This window comes from Arthrobacter sp. Rue61a, assembly GCF_000294695.2.
In the GTDB taxonomy this organism is placed as follows: domain Bacteria; phylum Actinomycetota; class Actinomycetes; order Actinomycetales; family Micrococcaceae; genus Arthrobacter; species Arthrobacter aurescens_A.
The window spans coordinates 2,104,685-2,124,580 of record NC_018531.1 but is presented as its reverse complement, the minus strand read 5'-3'; the positions used below and the strand labels follow the sequence as shown (position 1 = coordinate 2,124,580).

General features: G+C 62.3%; 22 protein-coding genes. 19 read left to right on the top strand and 3 right to left on the bottom strand.

Annotated elements, in window-relative coordinates; all coding sequences use genetic code 11:
• The first annotated feature begins 50 nt into the window (after nt 1-50).
• The 11 genes from ARUE_RS09680 to ARUE_RS09630 all read left to right on the top strand — a co-directional run bounded on the left by ARUE_RS09680 (nt 51) and on the right by ARUE_RS09630 (nt 9,153).
• Entirely contained in the window at nt 51-470 is a 420-nt protein-coding gene (locus tag ARUE_RS09680; protein ID WP_014921627.1) for a hypothetical protein, read from the top strand.
• Entirely contained in the window at nt 445-915 is a 471-nt protein-coding gene (locus ARUE_RS09675) for a pyridoxamine 5'-phosphate oxidase family protein (RefSeq protein ID WP_043470129.1), read from the top strand. The genes ARUE_RS09680 and ARUE_RS09675 overlap by 26 nt, the downstream gene beginning before the upstream one ends.
• 51 nt (nt 916-966) lie before the next feature.
• Nucleotides 967-1,230, top strand: a complete 264-nt coding sequence (locus ARUE_RS09670; RefSeq protein WP_014921625.1) for an ATP-binding cassette domain-containing protein — start codon at nt 967-969, stop codon at nt 1,228-1,230.
• Nucleotides 1,231-1,249: 19 nt separating this feature from the next.
• Nucleotides 1,250-1,444 (top strand): hotdog family protein, encoded by a 195-nt coding sequence (locus ARUE_RS09665; protein WP_014921624.1) that lies wholly within the window; start codon nt 1,250-1,252, stop codon nt 1,442-1,444.
• A gap of 465 nt (nt 1,445-1,909) precedes the next feature.
• A complete protein-coding gene (locus tag ARUE_RS09660; RefSeq protein ID WP_014921623.1) occupies nt 1,910-2,815 on the top strand; it encodes a MurR/RpiR family transcriptional regulator in 906 nt (301 codons plus the stop codon).
• Between the two features lie 182 nt (nt 2,816-2,997).
• The gene (locus tag ARUE_RS09655; RefSeq protein ID WP_202949987.1) at nt 2,998-4,077 is read left to right on the top strand and encodes an ABC transporter ATP-binding protein; all 1,080 of its coding nucleotides are present in this window, start codon (nt 2,998-3,000) and stop codon (nt 4,075-4,077) included.
• A gap of 50 nt (nt 4,078-4,127) precedes the next feature.
• Nucleotides 4,128-5,486, top strand: a complete 1,359-nt coding sequence (locus ARUE_RS09650) for an ABC transporter substrate-binding protein (protein ID WP_014921621.1) — start codon at nt 4,128-4,130, stop codon at nt 5,484-5,486.
• A gap of 30 nt (nt 5,487-5,516) precedes the next feature.
• Nucleotides 5,517-6,290 (top strand): tyrosine-protein phosphatase, encoded by a 774-nt coding sequence (locus tag ARUE_RS09645; RefSeq protein ID WP_071162414.1) that lies wholly within the window; start codon nt 5,517-5,519, stop codon nt 6,288-6,290.
• 54 nt (nt 6,291-6,344) lie between these two features.
• A complete protein-coding gene (locus ARUE_RS09640) occupies nt 6,345-7,253 on the top strand; it encodes a phosphodiesterase (RefSeq protein WP_051024961.1) in 909 nt (302 codons plus the stop codon).
• A gap of 28 nt (nt 7,254-7,281) precedes the next feature.
• A complete protein-coding gene (locus ARUE_RS09635; protein WP_014921618.1) occupies nt 7,282-8,232 on the top strand; it encodes a carbohydrate ABC transporter permease in 951 nt (316 codons plus the stop codon).
• Between the two features lie 12 nt (nt 8,233-8,244).
• Nucleotides 8,245-9,153 (top strand): carbohydrate ABC transporter permease, encoded by a 909-nt coding sequence (locus ARUE_RS09630; protein ID WP_014921617.1) that lies wholly within the window; start codon nt 8,245-8,247, stop codon nt 9,151-9,153.
• 123 nt (nt 9,154-9,276) lie between these two features.
• On the opposite strand, the gene ARUE_RS09625 is transcribed toward ARUE_RS09630, so the two are convergent.
• The gene (locus ARUE_RS09625) at nt 9,277-10,077 is read right to left on the bottom strand and encodes an IclR family transcriptional regulator (RefSeq protein WP_014921616.1); all 801 of its coding nucleotides are present in this window, start codon (nt 10,075-10,077) and stop codon (nt 9,277-9,279) included.
• Nucleotides 10,078-10,201: 124 nt separating this feature from the next.
• Between ARUE_RS09625 and ARUE_RS09620 the strand changes: the two genes are divergently transcribed.
• The 8 genes from ARUE_RS09620 to ARUE_RS09585 all read left to right on the top strand — a co-directional run bounded on the left by ARUE_RS09620 (nt 10,202) and on the right by ARUE_RS09585 (nt 17,389).
• Entirely contained in the window at nt 10,202-10,705 is a 504-nt protein-coding gene (locus ARUE_RS09620) for a tripartite tricarboxylate transporter TctB family protein (protein WP_043470122.1), read from the top strand.
• 2 nt (nt 10,706-10,707) lie between these two features.
• Nucleotides 10,708-12,210: a tripartite tricarboxylate transporter permease gene (locus tag ARUE_RS09615; protein WP_014921614.1), complete on the top strand. Its 1,503-nt coding sequence runs from the start codon at nt 10,708-10,710 to the stop codon at nt 12,208-12,210.
• A gap of 40 nt (nt 12,211-12,250) precedes the next feature.
• Nucleotides 12,251-13,252, top strand: coding sequence for a tripartite tricarboxylate transporter substrate binding protein (locus tag ARUE_RS09610; RefSeq protein ID WP_014921613.1), 1,002 nt, complete (start codon nt 12,251-12,253; stop codon nt 13,250-13,252).
• Nucleotides 13,253-13,299: 47 nt separating this feature from the next.
• Nucleotides 13,300-13,932: an RraA family protein gene (locus tag ARUE_RS09605; protein ID WP_014921612.1), complete on the top strand. Its 633-nt coding sequence runs from the start codon at nt 13,300-13,302 to the stop codon at nt 13,930-13,932.
• 15 nt (nt 13,933-13,947) lie between these two features.
• The gene (locus ARUE_RS09600; protein ID WP_014921611.1) at nt 13,948-14,739 is read left to right on the top strand and encodes an NAD(P)-dependent oxidoreductase; all 792 of its coding nucleotides are present in this window, start codon (nt 13,948-13,950) and stop codon (nt 14,737-14,739) included.
• 76 nt (nt 14,740-14,815) lie between these two features.
• Nucleotides 14,816-16,153, top strand: coding sequence for a TRAP transporter large permease subunit (locus tag ARUE_RS09595; RefSeq protein ID WP_014921610.1), 1,338 nt, complete (start codon nt 14,816-14,818; stop codon nt 16,151-16,153).
• A 10-nt stretch (nt 16,154-16,163) separates the two neighbouring features.
• Nucleotides 16,164-16,406 carry a hypothetical protein gene (locus ARUE_RS09590; protein WP_014921609.1) on the top strand — a complete coding sequence of 81 codons (243 nt, stop codon included), beginning with the start codon at nt 16,164-16,166 and terminating at the stop codon, nt 16,404-16,406.
• Complete coding sequence (locus ARUE_RS09585) at nt 16,403-17,389, top strand: cyclase family protein (RefSeq protein ID WP_014921608.1); 987 nt, start codon at nt 16,403-16,405, stop codon at nt 17,387-17,389. Before ARUE_RS09590 ends, ARUE_RS09585 begins: the two co-directional genes overlap by 4 nt.
• A 212-nt stretch (nt 17,390-17,601) precedes the next feature.
• Here ARUE_RS09585 and ARUE_RS09580 read toward each other — a convergent pair whose 3' ends face one another.
• Both ARUE_RS09580 and ARUE_RS09575 read right to left on the bottom strand, forming a co-directional pair.
• Nucleotides 17,602-19,089 carry an amidohydrolase gene (locus tag ARUE_RS09580; protein WP_014921607.1) on the bottom strand — a complete coding sequence of 496 codons (1,488 nt, stop codon included), beginning with the start codon at nt 19,087-19,089 and terminating at the stop codon, nt 17,602-17,604.
• 59 nt (nt 19,090-19,148) lie between these two features.
• Entirely contained in the window at nt 19,149-19,880 is a 732-nt protein-coding gene (locus ARUE_RS09575; protein ID WP_071162403.1) for a hypothetical protein, read from the bottom strand.
• Between the last annotated feature and the right edge of the window lie 16 nt (nt 19,881-19,896).

Sequence of the window (19,896 nt, the reverse complement as noted above, 5' to 3'; positions counted from 1 at the left end):
GACATCGATTGCCGGCGGCTTGGTCATGGGTCTGGGGGTCATGGCCGGGGGTGGACAAGAGCGGTTTGCCGCCCGAAGTCCAGCTACCGGTGGAATACCTGGGCGGGTCGCCGTTCAGCAGCTACCTGGTCCCGGGGCTTCTGCTGGCCGTCATCGTAGGGGGCACGCACACGGTGGCCTTCGTCCTGCTCCTCCGTCGACGTGGATTGGCATCCATGGCGGCCGCCACGGCGGGATATTCCATCCTCGTGTGGATATTCGTTCAAATGGCACTGATCCCGTTCAGTGCATTGCAAGCGGTCTACTTTAGTGCTGGCTTGGCGGAAGTAGGATTGCTCTTGCTTTTGCTGGGTGTCGCCTCCCCGGAGCGGACGGCAAGCTTTCCGGAACTACTCGGGCCTTTGGGCCCTGTTGAGGGCCGGGAACCGGCCGTAGGATCTTCCCATGACCGACGAAAACATAGTGCCTGAGGCAGAAGTACTTGAATCGGACGATTGTTGGAGGCTCCTTGGCGAGGCCAACGTTGGGCGGCTTTCTGTGATCGTCGACGGCCACCCTGACATCTTTCCCGTGAACTTCGCGGTGGATAACAACACTGTGGTTTTCAGGACCGGACCGGGAACCAAACAGTGGGCCATGGAGGATGACGCCGTGGTAGCCATCGAGGCCGACTCCGTCAGTGCCGAATTCGGAATTGCGTGGAGTGTGGTTGTGAAAGGCACAGTTGAGGACGCAGGGTCCGAAGGCCCTCGACTTGATGAGATCAGGCGCGCCCTTTTCCCGTGGCAGGGAGTGGGTCAGGACCACCTCTTCAGAATTGTTCCAGCCTCGGTAACCGGGAGACGATTCGACCTTTCAGCACCGATGTCGCTTCAAACTCCACTCAACGACGCAACACGGGCCGGCTTGGAATAGCGCGGTGCGCCCTTGAAGAATCAGGTGGCACCGCCTCGCACCGGAACAGTCTTGTCAGCAGACCGGCTCGTCAAGAAATTCGGTGACCTAACCGCCGTCGAGGACGTCTCTTTCGCCATCCGCCCCAGTGAGACTTACGGCTTCCTTGGCCCGAACGGTGCCGGAAAGACCACCATCATCAACATGGTTGCCGGTCTGATCCCTGCCGATTCCGGATCAGTGGACGTGGCCGGTATCCGGATGGACCCAGGGAGTGTAGCCGCAAAACGCAACCTGGGGCTGGTCCCCAAGAGCTCGCCATCTATCCGGATCTGACGGCACGCGAGAACCTGCCATGAACTGGAAGCTCGTCGGCGCTGTGCGCATTGGTGACACCATTCGTGTCGAACAAACCGTCGCTGAGGTCCGGGCCTCGAAATCCAAAACGGACCGGGGCATCGTTACTTTCGACGTTCAGGTCAAGAACCAGAAAGACGAGGTCTGCCAAGAGGGACAGTGGTTCGTGATGTTCCACCGCCACGAGAATTAGCCAGAAACGCTTGTCGGCCCAGCCTGAGCATCCGGGATACCCGCGCTCGGGTTGGGCCCACTTCGGCAGCTGCCACCGGTGCCAGACACATGAGTATCGAGAACGTCGATTCCGGAAGCGTACTTAAGACCCGCAATTCCAGTACATACGGCACGGCCGAGGCCAGCCCGCACTGTCCGCACGCTGCGCCAGCTGGAGAAGTACCTTGGAGCCTTGCCCTACCCCCCCCACCAAAAACCCGCAGAAGCCGCCAAACATTTCGTGCCACAACGCGATGACCACGAACACTTCTGGGCCTGGGAAATGCGGCCAGTTGATTATTGTCTCGCAGGCCCTTGGTAGTAAGGCCGCTGACAAGAAAACGCCCAAATACGCAGCAGATCATGCGGCGACGCAGCACCTCGTTGCAACCTCCACTCACCACGGTGTACCACGTTGTTCAAATGAATCTGATATGAAAGCCGGATGAACCCGTACAAGGCGGAGCCGCCGCTGGGCGGCTCCCGAGCCCACATCATGTCGATCTTTCCTTCGTTGGTACCCAGCGAGCAGCGGGTTGCCCAGTTCTGCCTCGACTCCCCCGAATCTGTCGCGACAATGTCCGTGGCCGACCTCGTGGCCGCAACCGGTACGTCGCCGGCCACGATCGTGCGGGCCTGCAAGCGCATGGGGTTCGACGGTTTTCAGCACCTGCGGCAGGTCCTGTTGCGGGACCTGGGCGCTGCTGCCCGCGACAATGCGGACCAGGAAGGTTGGGGAGCCACGGGGACGCCGGGAACTCCCGAACATCTCATTTCGGGTATCTTCTCGCGTGCCGCGCACGATGTCCGTGGCGCACTGGCTTCGCTGGACTTCGAGTCCTTCGGGGCCGCCGTCGATGCTGTCCGGTCAGCCAAGCGGCTGCTCGTGGTGGCCAATGGCGCTTCACTTGCCCCAGCCAAGTCCCTGGCTCTGCGCTTCCTGGGAAGTGGGGTGATTTGCGAGGCGCCGGACGACGTCGTCTCCCAACACATCACAGCGAAGTTGCTGGGTCCGGATGATGTCTGCATCGCGATCAGCGACAGCGGCCTGAATGGCTTCACCCTGGGCGGAGCACGCATCGCTTTGGAGAAGGGAGCCACTGTCATCGGGGTGACAAGTTATGCACGCTCGACCCTGGCCGAAATCTCCACGCACGCGCTCGTGGCTGGCGCGGAATTCCATTACTGGCAGGACCAGCTCCCCATCGGAAACATCGTTCAGATGCTGGTCCTCTCCGCGCTTCACGCCGGCGTCACGGGCGACTCCCCGGCGGTCGATCAGGCACGGTCAGCCGTCTTCGAGGAGGTCCTTCACATTATCGGCGAGGAACCGGAGCCGCCCGCCGTGTAAGGAGGCAGAAGTTTCTGTTTGCCTCCAGCGCTGTTTACGAAATGAGCACCACTCGTTAATCTGCGGCCCCCACTCTTCAAGGGTAGAACGTTTCCTCAACAAATCGATTGAGGAAATTCAGTTTCCCGGAGGTGCCTGTGGGCCAACTAGTGCTCAACCAGCTCTCACGTTCTTTCAAGGACGTGACGGCTGTAAAGAATATTTCGCTCACTGTCGAAGACGGTGAATTCCTGGTCCTGCTCGGCCCTAGCGGTTGCGGCAAGACCACCCTGCTGCGCCTGATCGCAGGACTGTTGGACCCGACGTCGGGGACGCTTGAGCTGGATGGGCGGGACATCACCACCGTCCCGTCGAAGAAGCGTGACCTGGCGATGGTTTTCCAAAGCTACGCCCTGTACCCGCACCTGAGCGTGGCCAAGAACCTCGCCTTTCCCTTGACTGTGCGGCGGACCGACAAGCAGCTCATCAAGGAGCGCGTCGCATCCGTTGCTGAGATGGTGGAGATCGGCCATCTGCTGGACCGCAAGCCCCGCGAGCTCTCTGGTGGACAACGCCAGCGGGTAGCGGTGGCCCGCGCCTTGGTCCGGGAACCGAAGGCCTTCCTCATGGACGAGCCCCTATCAAACCTTGACGCTAAACTCCGGACGGCCACCCGTCAGGAATTGGCAGGGCTCCACCGGCGCCTGGGTGCCACGTTCATCTACGTGACCCACGACCAAGTGGAAGCCATGACCATGGCCACCAAGATCGCCCTGCTCAACGGCGGGGAATTGGAACAGCTGGGTACCCCGGAAGAGCTCTACGACAAACCGGCTTCCATTTTCGCCGCCGGTTTTCTCGGGTCCCCCGCCACCAACCTGCTCGACGCCGGATTGGGCACCAGTGGCGGTTTCGTCACCGTGATGGGCCCATCCATTGAGGCGGTCCTCTGGCCCGGCGACACACCCCAACAGGACATTGTCCTCGGCATTCGCCCCGAACACCTCACCATCAATGCACCCGCCTCTGCCGCTGCTGCGCCGACCGCCGGAGCCGCGCTCCGCGGCGTCGTCGAACTATCCGAAAACCTCGGCAGCGAGCAGATCATTTACTGTCGCGTCGGCTCCAAGCGCGTGGCAGTGCGGGCACCACGCGACGAACACTGGGAGCACGGCAGCGCCGTGATCCTCAGCGCCGAGGCCGACCGCCTGCATCTCTTCGACCGAGCAAGCGGCCGCCGACTGGAGTGGCAGCCCGCGCCCATTCCGGCATCAGTCCCCTGAATCCCTAAGCACTATCCCGACCCGTCCTCCCCAACACCAGAAGGAAACCCGTGCTAACCCTCCGTTCCCTTGCCCTCGCCATCGTGGCCGGCACAGCCGCACTGACCGTCAGTGCCTGCGGCGGTACAACCCAGGCCAGCTCCGTCGCCGCCAAAATCCCCGAACTCACAAACGACCAGCAAGTAGAAATCACCTTCGAGAGTTACAACCTCGCCCAAGCGGGCGTCTGGACGGACACTGTCAAGGGTCTCGTCGCAGACTTCGAAAAGGCACACCCCAACATCCACGTCACCGCTCAAGCTCCCCAAGGCGGCGGGGCTGTCGGATCCAACACTGTCAGCAGCGTCCAGACACAGCTGCTTGCCGGGAAGGCACCCGACGTCGCCCAGCTCACCTTCGATACCCTCGACTTCGCCGCCACCCAACTGGGTGCCCAGCCGATCAGTGACCTCGTGGGAAAGGAAGCCGTGGACACGCACCTGAACGGTGAAAACCCCTTCCACGAGAACGCAAAGACACTCGCCGACTGGAACGGCAAGACCTACGGCATCCCCTACGTTTTCTCCACCCCCGTCCTGTTCTACAACGCAGCCCAGCTTGAGGCAGCGGGACTCCCTGCCGACACCGATCTCTCCACCTGGGACAAGGTGCTGGCAGTGGCCAAAGCGGTCACCGCCAAGACCGGCAAGCCCTCGCTGGACATTTCCTGCTCCGTCAAGGGCGGCAACTGGTGCATGCAAGGTGTCTTCAAATCCAACGGCGCCGAGGTGCTCTCAGCTGACCGGAAGACCATCGGCTTCGGCGCAGACGCCGCAGTAGACACGGTGGAGAAGCTGGCCGAGTTGAACAAGGCCGGCGTCCTCCGGAACAGTGACTCAAGCAGCATGTACGAAGGCTTCGCCAAGGGAGAGACAGCTCTCCAGCTCACCACCTCGGCGATGCAAGGCATGTTCATGTCCAGCGCCGCCAAGACAGGCTGGCAACTCAAGGCAGCCGGAATGCCCGGCTTCGGGGACAAGCCCTCCGTTCCCACGAACTCCGGTTCTGCCCTCTTCATCCTGAGCCAGGACCCCGCCAAGCAACGCGCGTCCTGGGAACTGATCAAGTTCATGACCAGCGATCACGCGTACGAAGAGATTTCCAGCAAGATCGGCTACCTGCCGCTGCGCCCATCCCTCACCGAGAAAGGCGGGGTCTTGTACGACTGGGCACAGAAGAACCCCCTGCTGGCCCCGAACCTTGCCCAACTCGATCGTCTCCAGCCCTGGGTTTCCTACCCCGGCAACAGCTATGTCCAGGTCGACGACATTCTGGCCACCGCCATCGAGGACGTCGTCTACTACGGCAAGGACCCCAAATCCACTATGTCCGAAGCCGCGCGCCGCGCCCAGGACCTGCTCCCCCGCTAACCACATACAGAAAGACATACTGTGACCACCATGTCCGGGGAATTGATCCCCGCAACAGCCAACGAGCCGCTCAACGTTGAAGGCACCTACAACTTCCGCAGCACCGGCGGCTACCCCACGGCAGCAGGCCGAACCATCCGCGACGGCAAACTCTTCCGCTCTGACGGCCTGCATGCACTGACCGACGCCGGTCGCAACCAGCTGGCACAATTGGGCATCGGCATGGTCATCGACCTGCGGGACCAGACCGAGTTGGACCACTCCCCCAGCCGCCTGGACGGGCTTCCCATCGAAGTTCGACACCATCCGATCTTCGACGCCGGCAAAGTCCCGGGGGCTGCCGAATCGATCACGCTCCAGAACATCTACGCACTGATGATCAGCCTGCACGCCCAACGCCTTGCAGACGCTGTGAGACTGATCGCCGACTCCGGAACTGCCCCTGTCCTGGTGCACTGCACAGCAGGTAAAGACCGGACCGGTGTGGTGATCGCCCTGGCCATGCTCGCAGCAGGCGTCGACCGGAACTTGGTAATCCGCGACTACGAAGCCACCGAGACCAACCTTGCGGGCGAATGGAGCGAGAAAATGGTGGCCGCCGTCCAAAGCCACCCGGGCCTGGGTGCCGTCGGCGAGCGCCTTCACGAGATCATCTCCGCCAGTCCGGCGGCAGTCCTGGGCACCACGATCGACCTCGTTGAAGACAATTACGGCAGCGCGAGGGGCCTGCTCACCACTCACGGTTTCACTGAGGCCGATCTCCAACGCCTTACCGATGTCCTGACCGTCCCCACCACCAACTGATACCTAGGAGAACACCATGACTAACGAAGCTCAGCACCCGGCCCCGAGCATTTCATCCTGCATATCAGCGACACCCACTTCGTCGCCGACAACGACCTTTTGCACGGCAGCGTTGACAGCGACGAGAACCTCCGCCAACTTTTCCGTGACTTCGTCAAAGCACAGGTCAAACCAGAAGCGATGGTTTTCACCGGCGACCTCGCCGACACCGGCCGCCCCGACGCTTACATCCGCCTGCGCAACATCGTTGAACCGGTTGCCGAGGAGCTCGGAGCCAAAATCATCTGGGTCATGGGCAACCACGACGAACGCGCAGCGTTCCGGGCCGGGCTGCTTGGCTCCGATGCAGGCCAGGAATCCGTGGACATGGTCCACGACGTGAACGGGCTGAGGATCATCGCCTTGGACTCCACCGTCCCGGGACTGCACCATGGCGAGATCTCCGACGAACAACTCGAGTGGCTGGCCAACGTTCTGGCCACCCCGGCACCGCACGGCACGCTCATCGCCCTGCACCACCCGCCGGTTCCCAGCCCTCTGGAAATCATGGCCATGGTGGAACTTCGTGAGCAGAGCCGCTTCGAGAAGGTCATCGAAGGCACGGACGTCCGAGGTATCCTGGCCGGTCACCTGCACTACTCCACTTTCTCCACCTTCGCCGGCGTCCCCGTCTCGGTTGCATCAGCTACCTGTTACACCCAGGATCTCAACGTTCCCCGCGACACCATGCGCGGACAGAACGGCGCCCAGGCGTTCAACCTTGTCCACCTCTACCAGGACCGGGTGCTGAACTCCGTGGTTCCGATCGGCGAATTTTCCACGGTGTACAGCGTTTCCGCCGAGCAGATGGCCGCCTATCAGAAGATGAGCTTGGAAGATGCAACCGCGGCCATGCGCGCAGACTATGTGCCCGACGTCGAACCCGCACCGGCAGATGCCAATTTTGCCGGGACGGCCCGCTAGTCCTGCCCACTAGAGGAAGACACGCACCATGTTTGTAGAAACCGCCCCGCCGGCAGCGCCCGTCGCTGCCGGCGCGTCGGCCGGTCGGGTCATGCACCGCACCGGCCGCGCTTGGAACCCTTATCTCTATGTCCTTCCGGCCGTCGTCCTTCTCCTTGTGTGGACGTACTGGCCTTTGGGACAGACCCTTAACCTTTCCTTCCATGACTGGAACCTGATTCCCACACGTCCCAAACAATTCGTCGGCGTCGAGAAGTACGCGAAGGTGCTGAGCCTGCCTGAATTGCACCAAGCCCTGCTGAACACGGGCCTGTACATCCTGGCGTTCCTGGGGATCTCCGTTGCATTGCCGCTGGTGTTTGCCCTGCTCTCCCGCAAAGTGCAGGGCAAGGCACGCACCGCCTATCAGGCCTTGATCTTCGTGCCTTTCCTCATCACTCCGGTGGCCACCAGCGCCATCTGGCGATGGCTTTTTGCTCCCGAAGGCGGAACCATCCCTGCCATCGCGGCAGCCCTCGGCGTCCCGATGGGCAATGTGTTCCGCGATCCTGATGGGTCCATGATGTCCGTGATCGTCATTGTTGGCTGGCAGATGCTGGGATTCGGCGTTCTGGTGGTCTCTGCAGGGCTGGCTGGTATCAGCCCCGACTACGCCGCGGCCGCTTCCATCGACGGCGCCAACAGCCGCCAGATCACGTGGCGGATCATCATTCCACTGCTCTCACCCAGCTTGGTCTTCCTGGCCTTGATGACCATCCTGCTTTCCGCGCAATGGACCTATCCGATCATTGACCTCGTGACCCAGGGCGGCCCGGGTAACTCCTCCACGAACATTTACTACCTGCTGTACCAGTTCGGTTTCAGGAATTTCGACGCCGGTCTCTCATCAGCCGCCGGAATGCTCTTCTTCGCGGGGTTCGGGCTGATTGCCCTTCTCTTTGTGGAGCTTTCCGAACGCCTCAGCTTTTACGACAACTAGGAAGGGATCCCTATGACCTTCGTTGCGATTGCCCCACCGGCCCAACCCGATCCCTTGACCGCGGCGTCTGTGACGGCTCGCGCAGATGGCTCCAAGGCGCGGAACATCCCCCGGTGGGTGGCCTGGTCTGCGGCCCCCAGCCATGCACTGCTTCTGGTGCTGGCGGCGGCTTCGATTTTCCCCGTCTACTGGATGTTCGTCACCGCATTCCGCCCCGCGGCGGATTCGCTATCAACCAATCCTTTCCCGGTCCCGTTCAGCCTGGAGAACTTTGAGTACGTGGTGGAGACGCTTCCTATTGTTGGGATGATGGCAAACACCTTCGGCATGGCACTTGTTCTGGCGGTGTGCCAACTGCTCGTGGCAATCCTTGCCTCCTACGGCTTCGCCCGCTGGAACTTTGTGGGCAAGAAGGCCTTGTACCTGCTCTTCGTCGGATCATGGCTGGTCCCGTTCCAGGTCACAATGATTCCCAATTACCTGCTGGTCTCTCAAATGGGGCTGCTGAACACCATCACCGGAGTAGTACTCCCCCAGCTGTGTTCGGCCTTCGCCGTGATGATGCTCCGGCAACACCTTGAAGCCTTCCCCAAGGACCTGCTCGACGCCAGCCAGATGGACGGCCGCTCATCATGGCGGACCCTCTGGGAAGTGGTGATCCCGAACCTCCGGCCTGCGCTGGCAGCACTGGGCATCATGCTGTTCATCAGCGCATGGAACGAATACCTCTGGCCGTCCCTGATTATGCAAAAATCCGATGCCCTGATCCAAGTAGGAATCCGTGGCTTCCTCGGCGCCGAAGGAAACAACTGGGGCGCCGTCATGGCCGCCTCGGCCTTGGCGTGCCTGCCAATCTTCCTGATCTACATTTTCCTGCAGCGCTACGTCGTGGACGCATTCGTCAGATCAGGACTCAAATAGGAACACCCAACCCGCACATCCCCAACACGAGGTGGGCCACGCACGCTGTGGCCCACCGCCGTCGTAGTCCCTCTGGCCGCGACTGCACGCATAAATTGCTTTCGGTGGACGAATCCCCGATAGCTAATAAACCGAGCCCATCAGGAGCTCCGACAAGCGCGCAGCGGCACGTCGCAGTTCCGGGACGCTGGCCTTAAGCTCGGCTTCAGTGGCCGTCTCAACGGGACTCGTCAGGGCGATGGATTCACTCGCACGGCCAGCCCTGTTGGGAACAGCCACCGCGACGGAGAGTACGCCCGTGGCGCGCTCGTCGGCGGAATACGCGAAATCTTCGCCCGGACCGGGCAGTCGTGCCCGTAGCTCGTCGGCGGTAAACCCAGCACTTTCGTGGCCAGACGCGGAGGCGGCCACGGCAACCTGTTGCAGTTCCTCCGCGGAAGCCGAGGCCAACAGGATTTTTCCCGCGGCACCCACGGTAAGAGGCAGCCTCTTACCCAAGGGAAGGTCATACCGGAGTGGCGAGTCACCATCCACACGTGCCACCAGAATCCGCTCGAAGCCAAGCCGAGTGTAGAGAGACGCTGTCCGGGCCGTCTGCGTGGCAACCTGCTGCAGAATGGGCCGTGCCGCAACTACTAACGGATCGTTTTCCAGGAAGCTGCGGGCCGCAGGAAGAACCGCCGGCCCGACGCGATAGGTCTTGTCAGTCTGGCTGACCATGCCGAAATCCTGAAGGACACGGAGGATTCTGAGCGTCGTGGGCAGACTCATGCCGCAGGTCCTGGCGAGGTCACTAAGCCGCTGAGGCCGCTCAGCGCGCTGCAGTTCTGCAAACACCTCCAAGGCCCGCGAAAGGGAACGCATGTTTGCCGCCTTGGGGCCATCTTCGGCGGAACCGGCGGAGTGTGTTGAACTGACGGTCATTGTTTCATCCTATGTAATTTTCTTGCGCTTGACATCACATGTGGCTCCTGTCACTATTTCTTCAGACGCAATGTTCTTTCATTCTATGAAATGAATGACCACGGAATGTATGAAGGAAAAACCAATGACAACGGAGTCAGTTATGACCAAGCCCCAGCGCGGGACACGTGTTGCTCCCACCGTGCTGGCGGGCATCGGGGCCTTCGTCTTAGTGGGGGTCTATGTCTTGGTCAGCTCTATCGACTTAGGCCTATGGACTTCCCTGGGCCCGGGCCCCGGGATGTTTCCCTTCGCGATGGGCGGGCTACTGGTAGCCATGTCAGCGATCTGGCTGGTTCAGGAATTGCGGCAGCCAAGCGAAACCCCGCAGGGAGTTGACCGAGGGCTGGTGATCGCCGTCGTCGTCAGCCTTGCGCTCCTGGCCGCAGTCATGGACCTGATCGGCTTTCAGCTGAGCATGTTCCTCTTTCTGATGTACCACCTGAAAATACGAAGCCGCCGCGGATGGGTGTCATCGCTGATCATTGCCCTCGCCGGCAGTGTAGGAGCGTTCTACGCCTTCAACTACGGCCTCAACGTGGCATTGCCCACCGCCGCAATTTCCGTCCTGAACTCGATCGGACTCTAACCGTGGATACCCTCAACGAACTGGCCAACGGATTCGCTTCCGCGTTGACCTGGCAGAACCTGATCTTCGCCTTCCTGGGCTGCCTGCTCGGCACCATCATCGGCGTGCTGCCCGGCATCGGCCCCGTGGCAGGCGTCGCTTTGCTGATCCCCCTCACCATGAACCTCGACGCGACAGGGGCGATTATCATGCTGTGTGCCATTTTCTACGGCACAGCGTACGGCGGAACCATCACCAGCGTCCTGCTGAACACACCCGGCGAGGCCGCCTCAGCAATCACCACGATTGACGGCTACGCCATGACCAAGATTGGCAAAGCTGGAGCGGCACTGACCATCGCCGCCGTCGGGTCCTTTGTTGGTGGAACCATCGCAACCCTCGGCTTGGTGGCAGCCGCAAAACCCCTAGGTGAGTTAGGACTGCTGGTCGGCCCTCCGGAGTTCTTCGCGCTCATGGTGGTTGGAATCTCCCTTCTTGTCGCATTGGCCGGGAAATCCATGGTCAAAGCTCTTATCTCCGGTGGCTTGGGCCTGCTGATCTCCATGGTGGGCATCGACCCCGTGGCCGGCGCGCCCCGCTTTACCTTCGGCTCGGACAACCTGTTGGACGGCGTGAGCTTCGTAGCCGTGATCGTAGGCGTCTTTGGCCTCTCCGAAATACTGTCCTACCGCAAAGACTCCAAAGCTGCTGCCGTACACGCACCTGGGATGCGCTCCTTGCTTCCGACCGGCACCGAATGGCGCCGCAGCGCACCATCCATGGCACGCGGAACAGGCATCGGATTCGGGCTTGGCCTCATCCCAGGCATGACAGGATCCGTTTCCTCACTGCTGGCCTACGGGGCCGAAAAGAAGTTCTCCAAGCACCGCAACGAGCTGGGCAAGGGCGCCATCGAAGGTGTCGCCGGACCGGAAACCGCCAACAACGCCCACGCCAACGCTGCCCTTATCCCGTTGTTCACCTTGGGCATTCCCGCCTCCCCCACGATTGCCGTCTTGATGGGCGCCTTCCTCCAACAAGGACTAACCCCGGGGCCGACCCTCTTCACCGAGCACTCGGAAATTGCGTGGGCCATCATTGCAAGCCTCTTCATCGGCAACCTGCTGCTGCTCCTGTTGAACGTCCCTTTGGTGGGCCTTTGGACGTCAATTCTCCGGGTACCGGCCTCCATCCTCACCGCACTGATCCTCTTGTTCATGGTCATCGGCGCCTACACCATCAACTTCAACGTCTTCGATGTTTTCGTCATGATCGGGTTCGGCCTCCTGGGCCTGGCGCTGCGCCACCTCGATATCCCGCTGGCTCCCATGGTCCTGACACTCGTGCTGGGACCACTTATGGAGCGCTCACTTCGCGAGTCCTTGGAAATCTCCCAAGGAGACTTCGGCATCTTCGTCAACCGCCCCATCTCGGTGGTCCTGATCGGCATCGGCGTCCTGATCATCCTGAGCCCGCTCCTCAAGCTCCGAAAGCCAAAAGCACTCAACGAAGACCCGGAAACCTAGACACCACCCATTTGTAATCCCCCTTCAAAGGAGAAGAACCATGACACGCACACGCATCGCCGCAGCTTTCGCTGCTGCCGCCCTCATCGGGCTCACCGGCTGCGGCTCCAACCCCGGCGCCGCCAACAACGCAGGCGACGACTTCCCCAAGAAAGGAAAGTCGATCGAACTAATTGTCTCCTTCTCCTCCGGAGGAGCCGTGGACACCGCCGCCCGATTGGTCCAGCCGATCCTGGAGAAGGAACTTGGTACCAACGTTGAGGTCGTCAACAAACCGGGAGCCGGCGGACAGATCGGCTACACGCAGCTCACCAGCGCCAAGGCCGACGGCTACACCATCGGCGCCACAGGATCCCCGTCCGTGGTCGTCTCGCCCCTGGACCCGGCCCGCGGTGCGAAATACACCCGCGACAGTTTCCAGCCCCTGGGACGGCAGGTTATCGATCCCACGGTGATCGCCGTCCAGCCGGACAGCCAGTACACGACGCTGAAGGAACTCCTGGACGCTGCCAAGGCAGAACCCAAGTCCATGACGGCCAGCACTACCGGTTTGCAGACCGGCGAGCACTTCGCTCTGGCGCAACTGCAGGAAACCACCGGCGCGGAGTTTGCACCCGTGCACTTCTCTGAAGGCGCCTCACAGGCAACCACGGCATTCCTGGGGAAGCACGTGGACATCCTGGTGGCCAACGTCAGCGACGTCACCGACCTCAGCAAGCAGGGCAAAGCACGGGTACTGGGCGTCATGACGGCCGAACGCGCACCCTCGCTTCCGGACGTGCCTACGTTCAAGGAATCCGGATACGACGTCGAAGCGGGCACCGTTCGCGGCTACTCAGCACCGGCAGGCTTGCCGGACGCTGTGGCTACCAAGCTGGAGGCTGCCATCCAAAAAGCAATCGAAGATCCCACCGTGGTCCAGAAGATGGAAGACCTCGGACTCCAGACCAGCTACCTGACCGGCAAGGACTACCAGGAATTCTGGGCAAGCCAGGAAGAAGACTTCAAAAAGGTCCTCCCGCTGGTTCAGAAGGCCGACTGAACCAAGCCGGCTTCCCATCCCACCACCACACACGGAAGAACCACATCATGACAACTCCAGTCCTTGAAGATATCGACGCCGATTTCCCGCGCCCCGACGGGGACGTGCTTGCACGACTTGCCAAGCTGCCGGCTGCGAACATCGGCGATGCTATGGACCGTCTGGGGGTTGCCGACTCGGCCATCCAGGCCATATGGCCAGGCGCACGTATTGCCGGTCCGGCCTTCACGGTTTGGACCCGCCCGGGCGACAACCAGGGCATTCATCGCGCATTGCAGCTCGCCCATCCGGGCGACATCATCGTCGTCGCAGGCGGCGGAGACGAGTCCCGGGCCCTGTTAGGAGAACTCATCGGGGAACGCGCCATCAACCTCGGCATCGCCGGGTTCGCACTGGACGGCGCAGCCCGGGACGCCGAGACTCTTGGGGAAATCGGGATGCCCGTCTTTGCCCGATCAACCACCCCCGCTGGGCCTTACAAGAACGGACCGTCCCGCCTGGGGACACCGATCTCGTTTGGAGGCGTACCCGTCATGCCAGGCGACATCATCATCGGCGACTCCGACGGCGTCGTCATCATCCCGCGTGAACAGGCAGCAAACGTGGCCGAGGCCGCCGAGGCCGTGTTCGCCGACGAAACGAACCGCAGGGCCGCCATCATCGCGGACCGGGCAAAGTAAGAAAGACAGACGAACATGACAGCTTGCACAGTCATCGGCCTCGGTGAGGCCGGAGCCACCTACGCGGCCGCCCTGGTTGCCGCGGGGCACCGGGTCAGCGGATTCGATCCCGTTGCCCCAAACACTCCCGCCGGTGTTACCCGGGCTACCACGGCCGCGGAAGCCTGCGCCAATGCGGACATCGTCCTGGTGCTTACAGGCGCAGCGGCCGCCCGGGCCGTTGCCCAGGAGTGTTTGCCCGTGCTGCCCGCCGGCAGCTGCTACGCAGACTTCACGTCGTCCTCGCCGCACGTTATGCAGGAACTTGGGCAGGTGCCCAGCGAAGCACTCTTCGCCGACGTAGCGATCCTTGGACCCGTCCCCACCCTGGGGGCCAAGACACCGTTGATGGTCAGCGGACCCGGCTCCGGAGCGGTGGCCGACCTGCTCGGCCCGCTAGGCGCCCACGTCGAAATCGCCGACGGCGAGCCTGGTGCTGCCATGGCACACAAGCTGCTCCGCAGCGTCCTGATGAAAGGCCTTGCCTCCGTAGTGGTCGAAGCAGTCACTGCAGGGAGAGCTGCCGGTCTCGAAGAGTGGATCCGCGGCCAGATCGCCGGCCAACTGGCTGGTGACGGGCAAGCAGTGATAGACCGGTTCCTCTCCGGCACTGCAAAACATGCCCAACGCCGTTCCAAGGAAATGCAGGACACAGCCCACTACCTGTCGTCGGACCTGGAGGTGCCCGCAGAGATGACCACAGCATCAGCGGCTGCCCTCGCACGCATGGCAACAGAACCCACAGAAGCCGCCGCAGCCTTGCGCTGAGTCCGGCATCGGGAAGAATCAGAACAGGACCAACGGTGACCCACTCACCAGCACACCTTCTTCCAGGAGCAGCATCATGATCGGCATTTGGGCCCTCGGCGCCTACTTGGCCGTCATCCTGCTGTGGACTACCCTCATCAAGCGCAGCGTCGGCGAAGCCATGATCATCGGTTTCCTCGTGATACTTCCCTTCACCGGAGCCGCTGCCCTGCAGATCGGCTGGAAATCGCTTTACTCTGCAGTGACCGATGAGATCGTGTACGCCACCATGGCCTTCGTTTTCATGGGCCACCTGTTGGACAGGTCCGGCGTGCTGGATCGTCTCATTGACCTGCTGAACTCCCTGATCGGCGGAGTCAAAGGTGGTCCAGCGTGGGTCTCCACCGTGGCATCCGCTGGCCTGGGAGGTGTGGTCCACAACCAAGCAGCCATCGCAGCAACCGTTGGTTCTGTCACCATTCCCTGGATGGAAAAGTCCAAGCTGGACAAGCCCGCAGCCGCTACCTTGGTGGCCGGAAACGCGGGGATGGGCATCACGTTCCCTTTCAGCGCATCCATGTTCGTCCTAGTGGGATCCGCCACGGTAGGACCCTTGCTGAACATCAACGATCTCGTGCTGCCGTTGTTGTTCGGTGGGCTGTGGTGCTTCCTGCACCGGCTAATAGTCACATGGCTGCTTATCCGCAAGAGCGCGATGGCTCCGCTGGATGCGGCACACAGACTCACTGTGACAACCGCTTTCCGCCAGGGATGGGCCACCCTGCTGCTCTTCGTAGTGGTTGCCATTCCGCTGATCATCACTTCCGGGGCCATCGCCACGGCGTTGTCCGACTGGACTGGCGGTGATGTCACCAAGTCTGTCAGCGTCATTGTTTGGATCCCGGTGGTTCTCATCATCACAGGGGCACTGCTCGGCTGGAAGCGCCTGCCGCGTGGAAGACAGGACTGGTGGAAGCTCCTGGAGAGTTCCGCGCCCAGGTTCGGTGTTGTCGGGATCACCGTGGTGTTTGCTTTTGCCGGTGCCAATGCCCTCGCCGCTACAGGTTTGCCGCAGCAGATGACCACGTTGCTCCATCAGATGAACCTGCCGTTGTGGCTGCTCGCGATCCTTATTGGATTGATCGTGATTGCCGTGGCTGCACCCCTGTCCGCGACGGCGACCATGGCCGCCGTCGGGACCGTTGGTGTAGCCACGCTGGTAGCCGCCGGCGTGCCGGCGACGACTGCCGCGGTGGCTGTTTTGGTCTTTTCATCGTGTGAAGCCGCTGTTCCGCCCGGAGGTGCGCCGCTGTATGTTGCCTGCGGGATCGCCGACGTCAACCCCATCACGACGTTCGCCCGGTTACTGACCCACTACGCACTGCCGTTGTTGGGCATCGGCGTCCTGATCATCCTCGGCATCCTGCCCGTCTAAGGAAGTTTCCGTGAAACTCATCCAAACCATCTTCGTCCTCACACTCGCCGCCCTGCTCCTGGGCGGGGTGGTGTTCGTGGCAGGACAAAGCGTCTCCCTCGTGCTGGGCCAAGGCGAATGGCTGACGTTCCTCAACGATTCCTTGAAGGACCCGATGTGCATCGCCGCCTCCATCTGCGCGATCGCCGGTTTCCTCCTCAGCTATAAACGCCATCAAAAGCAAAGCCAACCCGAGGAGGCCCGGAGCCGGTGACGAATACCTCCAACGGGAAGTACCCCACCTTCGCCGAGCTGCTCCAACGGAATGGGAACCTCGCCGGCACCTCGTGGGGACTGTTTCCCGATGAAACCCGCGGGACGCCGTCGTTCATCAGCCCGCACGCCGTTCTACAGGCGCGGGACTGCATCCGGGCAGGGACGGCCTTTGGCCTGGACTATGCCGCGGACGCCTTCGACCCCGGGATGTCGCTGAAGCGCGGCGCCCCACGCCACACGATCTACTCATCGCACCCTGCCCACCGGGACGACTACCTGGACGGCTACTTCCTTCAGGGCTCTACGCAGATCGACGGGCTTAGGCACCGAAGGGCGGACGACGTCGGTTTCTACAACGGCACCCCGGATGACCGTGTCGAGGCAGGCACTCCGGAACTGGGGATACAGGGCTGGGCCGAGGAACCCATTGTGGGCCGCGGCGTTCTTGTGGATCTTGACGGCTACCGGTCCGCCCACGGATCGTCCATTGACCACGCCGCCGGAGAACCCCTCACCCTGGACCTGATCCACTCGGCGTTGTCGGAGCAGTCCGTCGCCCTCCGGCCAGGCGACATCCTGATGCTCCACACCGGCTGGTGCGAATGGTTCCTTGCCTTGTCTCCCGGCCACAAGCAGGATCTGCGGGAAAGCCGCCGCGCTACGGGCATTGCCCAATCACACGAATTCGTAGCGTGGGCATGGGACAACCAGCTTGCCCTTGTGGCGGCCGACAACTTTGCCCTCGAATGCCTTCCTGCCGTTCCCGACAGTCCCTTCAAAAATACTGCACCCAACGATCACGGAATGATGCACCAGCAACTCCTCGCCAAACTTGGAATGCCCCTTGGTGAACTCTGGAAGCTGGGTCCGCTCAGCCGGTACATGCGTTCAACAGGGAACTGGGATGCTTTGATCAGCATCAAGCCCCTCAACATCGTCGGAGCCACAGGCTCACCCGCCAACGCCACAGCACTGGTTTGATCATTTCGGGACTGGCAGCAGTCACTTGCCCCAATCATCGACCTGACATCTTCCCGGTGGTCGCCTCGAAAGGTAACGATCGCGACCTCCCGCCTCAGCAGAATTCGCACGCCGGGTATCGATAGGGCGCAACCGTGTCGGGGTAGATGCCGGAAAGCGCAAGGCCTCTGACCATCCACCCCGACACGGCCGGGGGTCCAACTGTTGGAGGGCTAGTGTGTAGCCGAGCGGCCGGCGGTGCGCAGAGGTGGAGCTACGACGCCGTCGGGGATCGGCTCCAGGTACGGTGTTAGCGCGAGTATTTCCGCGTGCTCCCGCTGCGCCGCCGCCAGGATTTCGGGATCGGTGACGATGGCAGTGGCCATGGCCGCCATGGATGTGGCCGCGTGGATCATACCCTTGTGCGCTGCCGGCATTTTGCCTTGCGCCACGGTTTGCCAAGCGTGGAATGGAGTGCCCAGCGCCGCGGTGGCGGACGAGATCTGCACTGTGGGCACCACCCAACTCACATCGCCCACATCCGTGGAGCCGGTCATCTGCGGGCGCGGCTGTTCCGGAAGGTACGGGGCAATCTCGTCGTGCAGGGCGCGTTCATCGCGCACGTCCCAGCCGGCGAGCCGCTTCGACCCGGCAATCTCGCGGGCGTCAAGCCCGACAGCGAATTCCGAGGCGGCGAGTTGGTCGGCGGCGTCGAACGGCACGGGGCCGAGCTGCTGCAGTACGCCCTCCAGGGTGCGCTCGAGCACCTCGTTGGGGAGCACCTCGGCGCACGCGCCGTCGAACTCGATCTCCAAATCTGTCTCCGTCATCAATGCGGCGCCGCGGGCGATCTTCTCTACTCGTTCCTGGAGGTCCCGCATCTGACGCGTGTCCTCGGCCCGGATCACGTAGTAGACGCTGGCGTGGGCCTGGACCACGTTGGCGGAACGGCCACCGGCATCGGTGATCGCATAGTGCACCCGTGCGGAATCGGGCATGTGCTCCCGCAGGAAGTTCACCCCGACATTCATCAGTTCGACAGCGTCAAGCGCGGAGCGCCCAAGATGGGGCATCGCCCCCGCGTGGGCTGCAAGGCCCGTGAAGTGGAAGTAGACCTGCGAATACGACAACGTCAGGGACTGGCGGCTTCGCGTAAGGGTCATTGGATGCCAGGTCACGGCCGCGTCGACGTCGTTGAACGCCCCTGACTTGACCATGAACGTCTTGCCGGCAGCGGCCTCCTCCGCGGGGCAGCCGTAGTAGCGAACCCGGGCCTGGATGCCGGCCGCCTCGAAGTACTCCGCGGTAACCACCGCGGCCAGCAGCGCACCGGAGCCGAGCAGGTGGTGGTGGCAGCCGTGCCCGTTGCCGGAGGTGTTCGCCGGGTCCGGGGTGCGCTCGGGGTTCCCGGACTCCTGGCTGATGTCAGCCAGGGCGTCGTACTCACCCAAGAACGCGATGACGGGCCCGCCGGTGCCACGTTCTGCGCTGAACGCCGTCGGGATGCCGGCCACCTTCTCGGTGATCGTGAATCCATGCGCACGGGCGGCACCTTGGTGCTTTTCCTGGGCGCGGGATTCCTCCCAGCGCATTTCCGGGTCGTCCCAGATTGCGTCGGCCATTGCCGTGAACTCAGGGGCGGCCGCCGCCGTCCGTTCGGTGAGCGCGGTCAGGTGGTCTGTGTCCAGGGTGCCAGCGGTCATGGTGCTGTCGATGGTCATTGTTTTCCTTTCGAAGGGGTTGGATACGCGTTGTGGCGCGGTAGCAAGGCGGAATGGCCCTACTGGGCGTCGGCCTCTGGCTTCGGCCTAAAGGTCAGCATCACCGCGGCCGCGGTGAGGACCACCCCGAACAGTGGGGCGGCGGTGGCCAGCGCGGGCACCGCCGGCACCAGCACGTAGATGACGAGGACGCCGACGACGAGGCCGGCAATGAGCACCTTCGGTTGCTTCCGGTTGCTGATGATGTTCTGCATCAGGAAGGCGCCCAGTACCGCAGGAACCACGAACTTGGTGACGGCGGCGAGCAGGTCGGCCGGGATGGCCGTCAACAGCCACTGCCCGAAGACGGCGACGACGAGCACGAGCGCAACGACGTGGATGATGGCGGCCGAGCAAATCGCCAGGGTCGCGGCGATTTGTGCTTGCGGAGTTCCCGGTTTGGCGTTGATGCGGCCTTGGGCGGTGACCGCGGCGGGCAGCAGCTTGGTGGAGATGTTGCCGATCAGGAAAGCTTGGTACATGGCCCCTGGTCCGAGGATCGGGAAATAGGAGATCGGTTCGATCACCCAAACCACGCCCATGACCAGCGCAATCGCGACGACGGCGGTGACCAGCGTCCCGGGGCTGATGGTGTATCCGCCTACAAAGACCATCAGGATCGGGCCGATCAGCATGGCCGCCATGCCGGCGAGCATCGTGATCGGTCCCCACAAGGAGGTGGTGCGGTCGTAGCCCGCCATAGGGTTTAGTGTCGTGCCGGGACTTTCGGTACGCGCGGAGGTGTTTGACATGCTTGGTCCTCTCAGA

Excerpts from the sequence above, each read along its gene's own strand:
- ARUE_RS09675 (WP_043470129.1), top strand. The coding sequence starts at position 445 with ATGACCGACGAAAACATAGTGCCTGAGGCAGAAGTACTTGAATCGGAC.
- ARUE_RS09665 (WP_014921624.1), top strand. The coding sequence starts at position 1,250 with ATGAACTGGAAGCTCGTCGGCGCTGTGCGCATTGGTGACACCATTCGT.
- ARUE_RS09660 (WP_014921623.1), top strand. The coding sequence starts at position 1,910 with ATGAACCCGTACAAGGCGGAGCCGCCGCTGGGCGGCTCCCGAGCCCAC.
- ARUE_RS09645 (WP_071162414.1), top strand. The coding sequence starts at position 5,517 with ATGTCCGGGGAATTGATCCCCGCAACAGCCAACGAGCCGCTCAACGTT.
- ARUE_RS09635 (WP_014921618.1), top strand. The coding sequence starts at position 7,282 with ATGTTTGTAGAAACCGCCCCGCCGGCAGCGCCCGTCGCTGCCGGCGCG.
- ARUE_RS09630 (WP_014921617.1), top strand. The coding sequence starts at position 8,245 with ATGACCTTCGTTGCGATTGCCCCACCGGCCCAACCCGATCCCTTGACC.
- ARUE_RS09625 (WP_014921616.1), bottom strand. The coding sequence starts at position 10,077 with ATGACCGTCAGTTCAACACACTCCGCCGGTTCCGCCGAAGATGGCCCC.
- ARUE_RS09620 (WP_043470122.1), top strand. The coding sequence starts at position 10,202 with ATGACAACGGAGTCAGTTATGACCAAGCCCCAGCGCGGGACACGTGTT.
- ARUE_RS09610 (WP_014921613.1), top strand. The coding sequence starts at position 12,251 with ATGACACGCACACGCATCGCCGCAGCTTTCGCTGCTGCCGCCCTCATC.
- ARUE_RS09605 (WP_014921612.1), top strand. The coding sequence starts at position 13,300 with ATGACAACTCCAGTCCTTGAAGATATCGACGCCGATTTCCCGCGCCCC.
- ARUE_RS09600 (WP_014921611.1), top strand. The coding sequence starts at position 13,948 with ATGACAGCTTGCACAGTCATCGGCCTCGGTGAGGCCGGAGCCACCTAC.
- ARUE_RS09595 (WP_014921610.1), top strand. The coding sequence starts at position 14,816 with ATGATCGGCATTTGGGCCCTCGGCGCCTACTTGGCCGTCATCCTGCTG.
- ARUE_RS09580 (WP_014921607.1), bottom strand. The coding sequence starts at position 19,089 with ATGACCATCGACAGCACCATGACCGCTGGCACCCTGGACACAGACCAC.
- ARUE_RS09575 (WP_071162403.1), bottom strand. The coding sequence starts at position 19,880 with ATGTCAAACACCTCCGCGCGTACCGAAAGTCCCGGCACGACACTAAAC.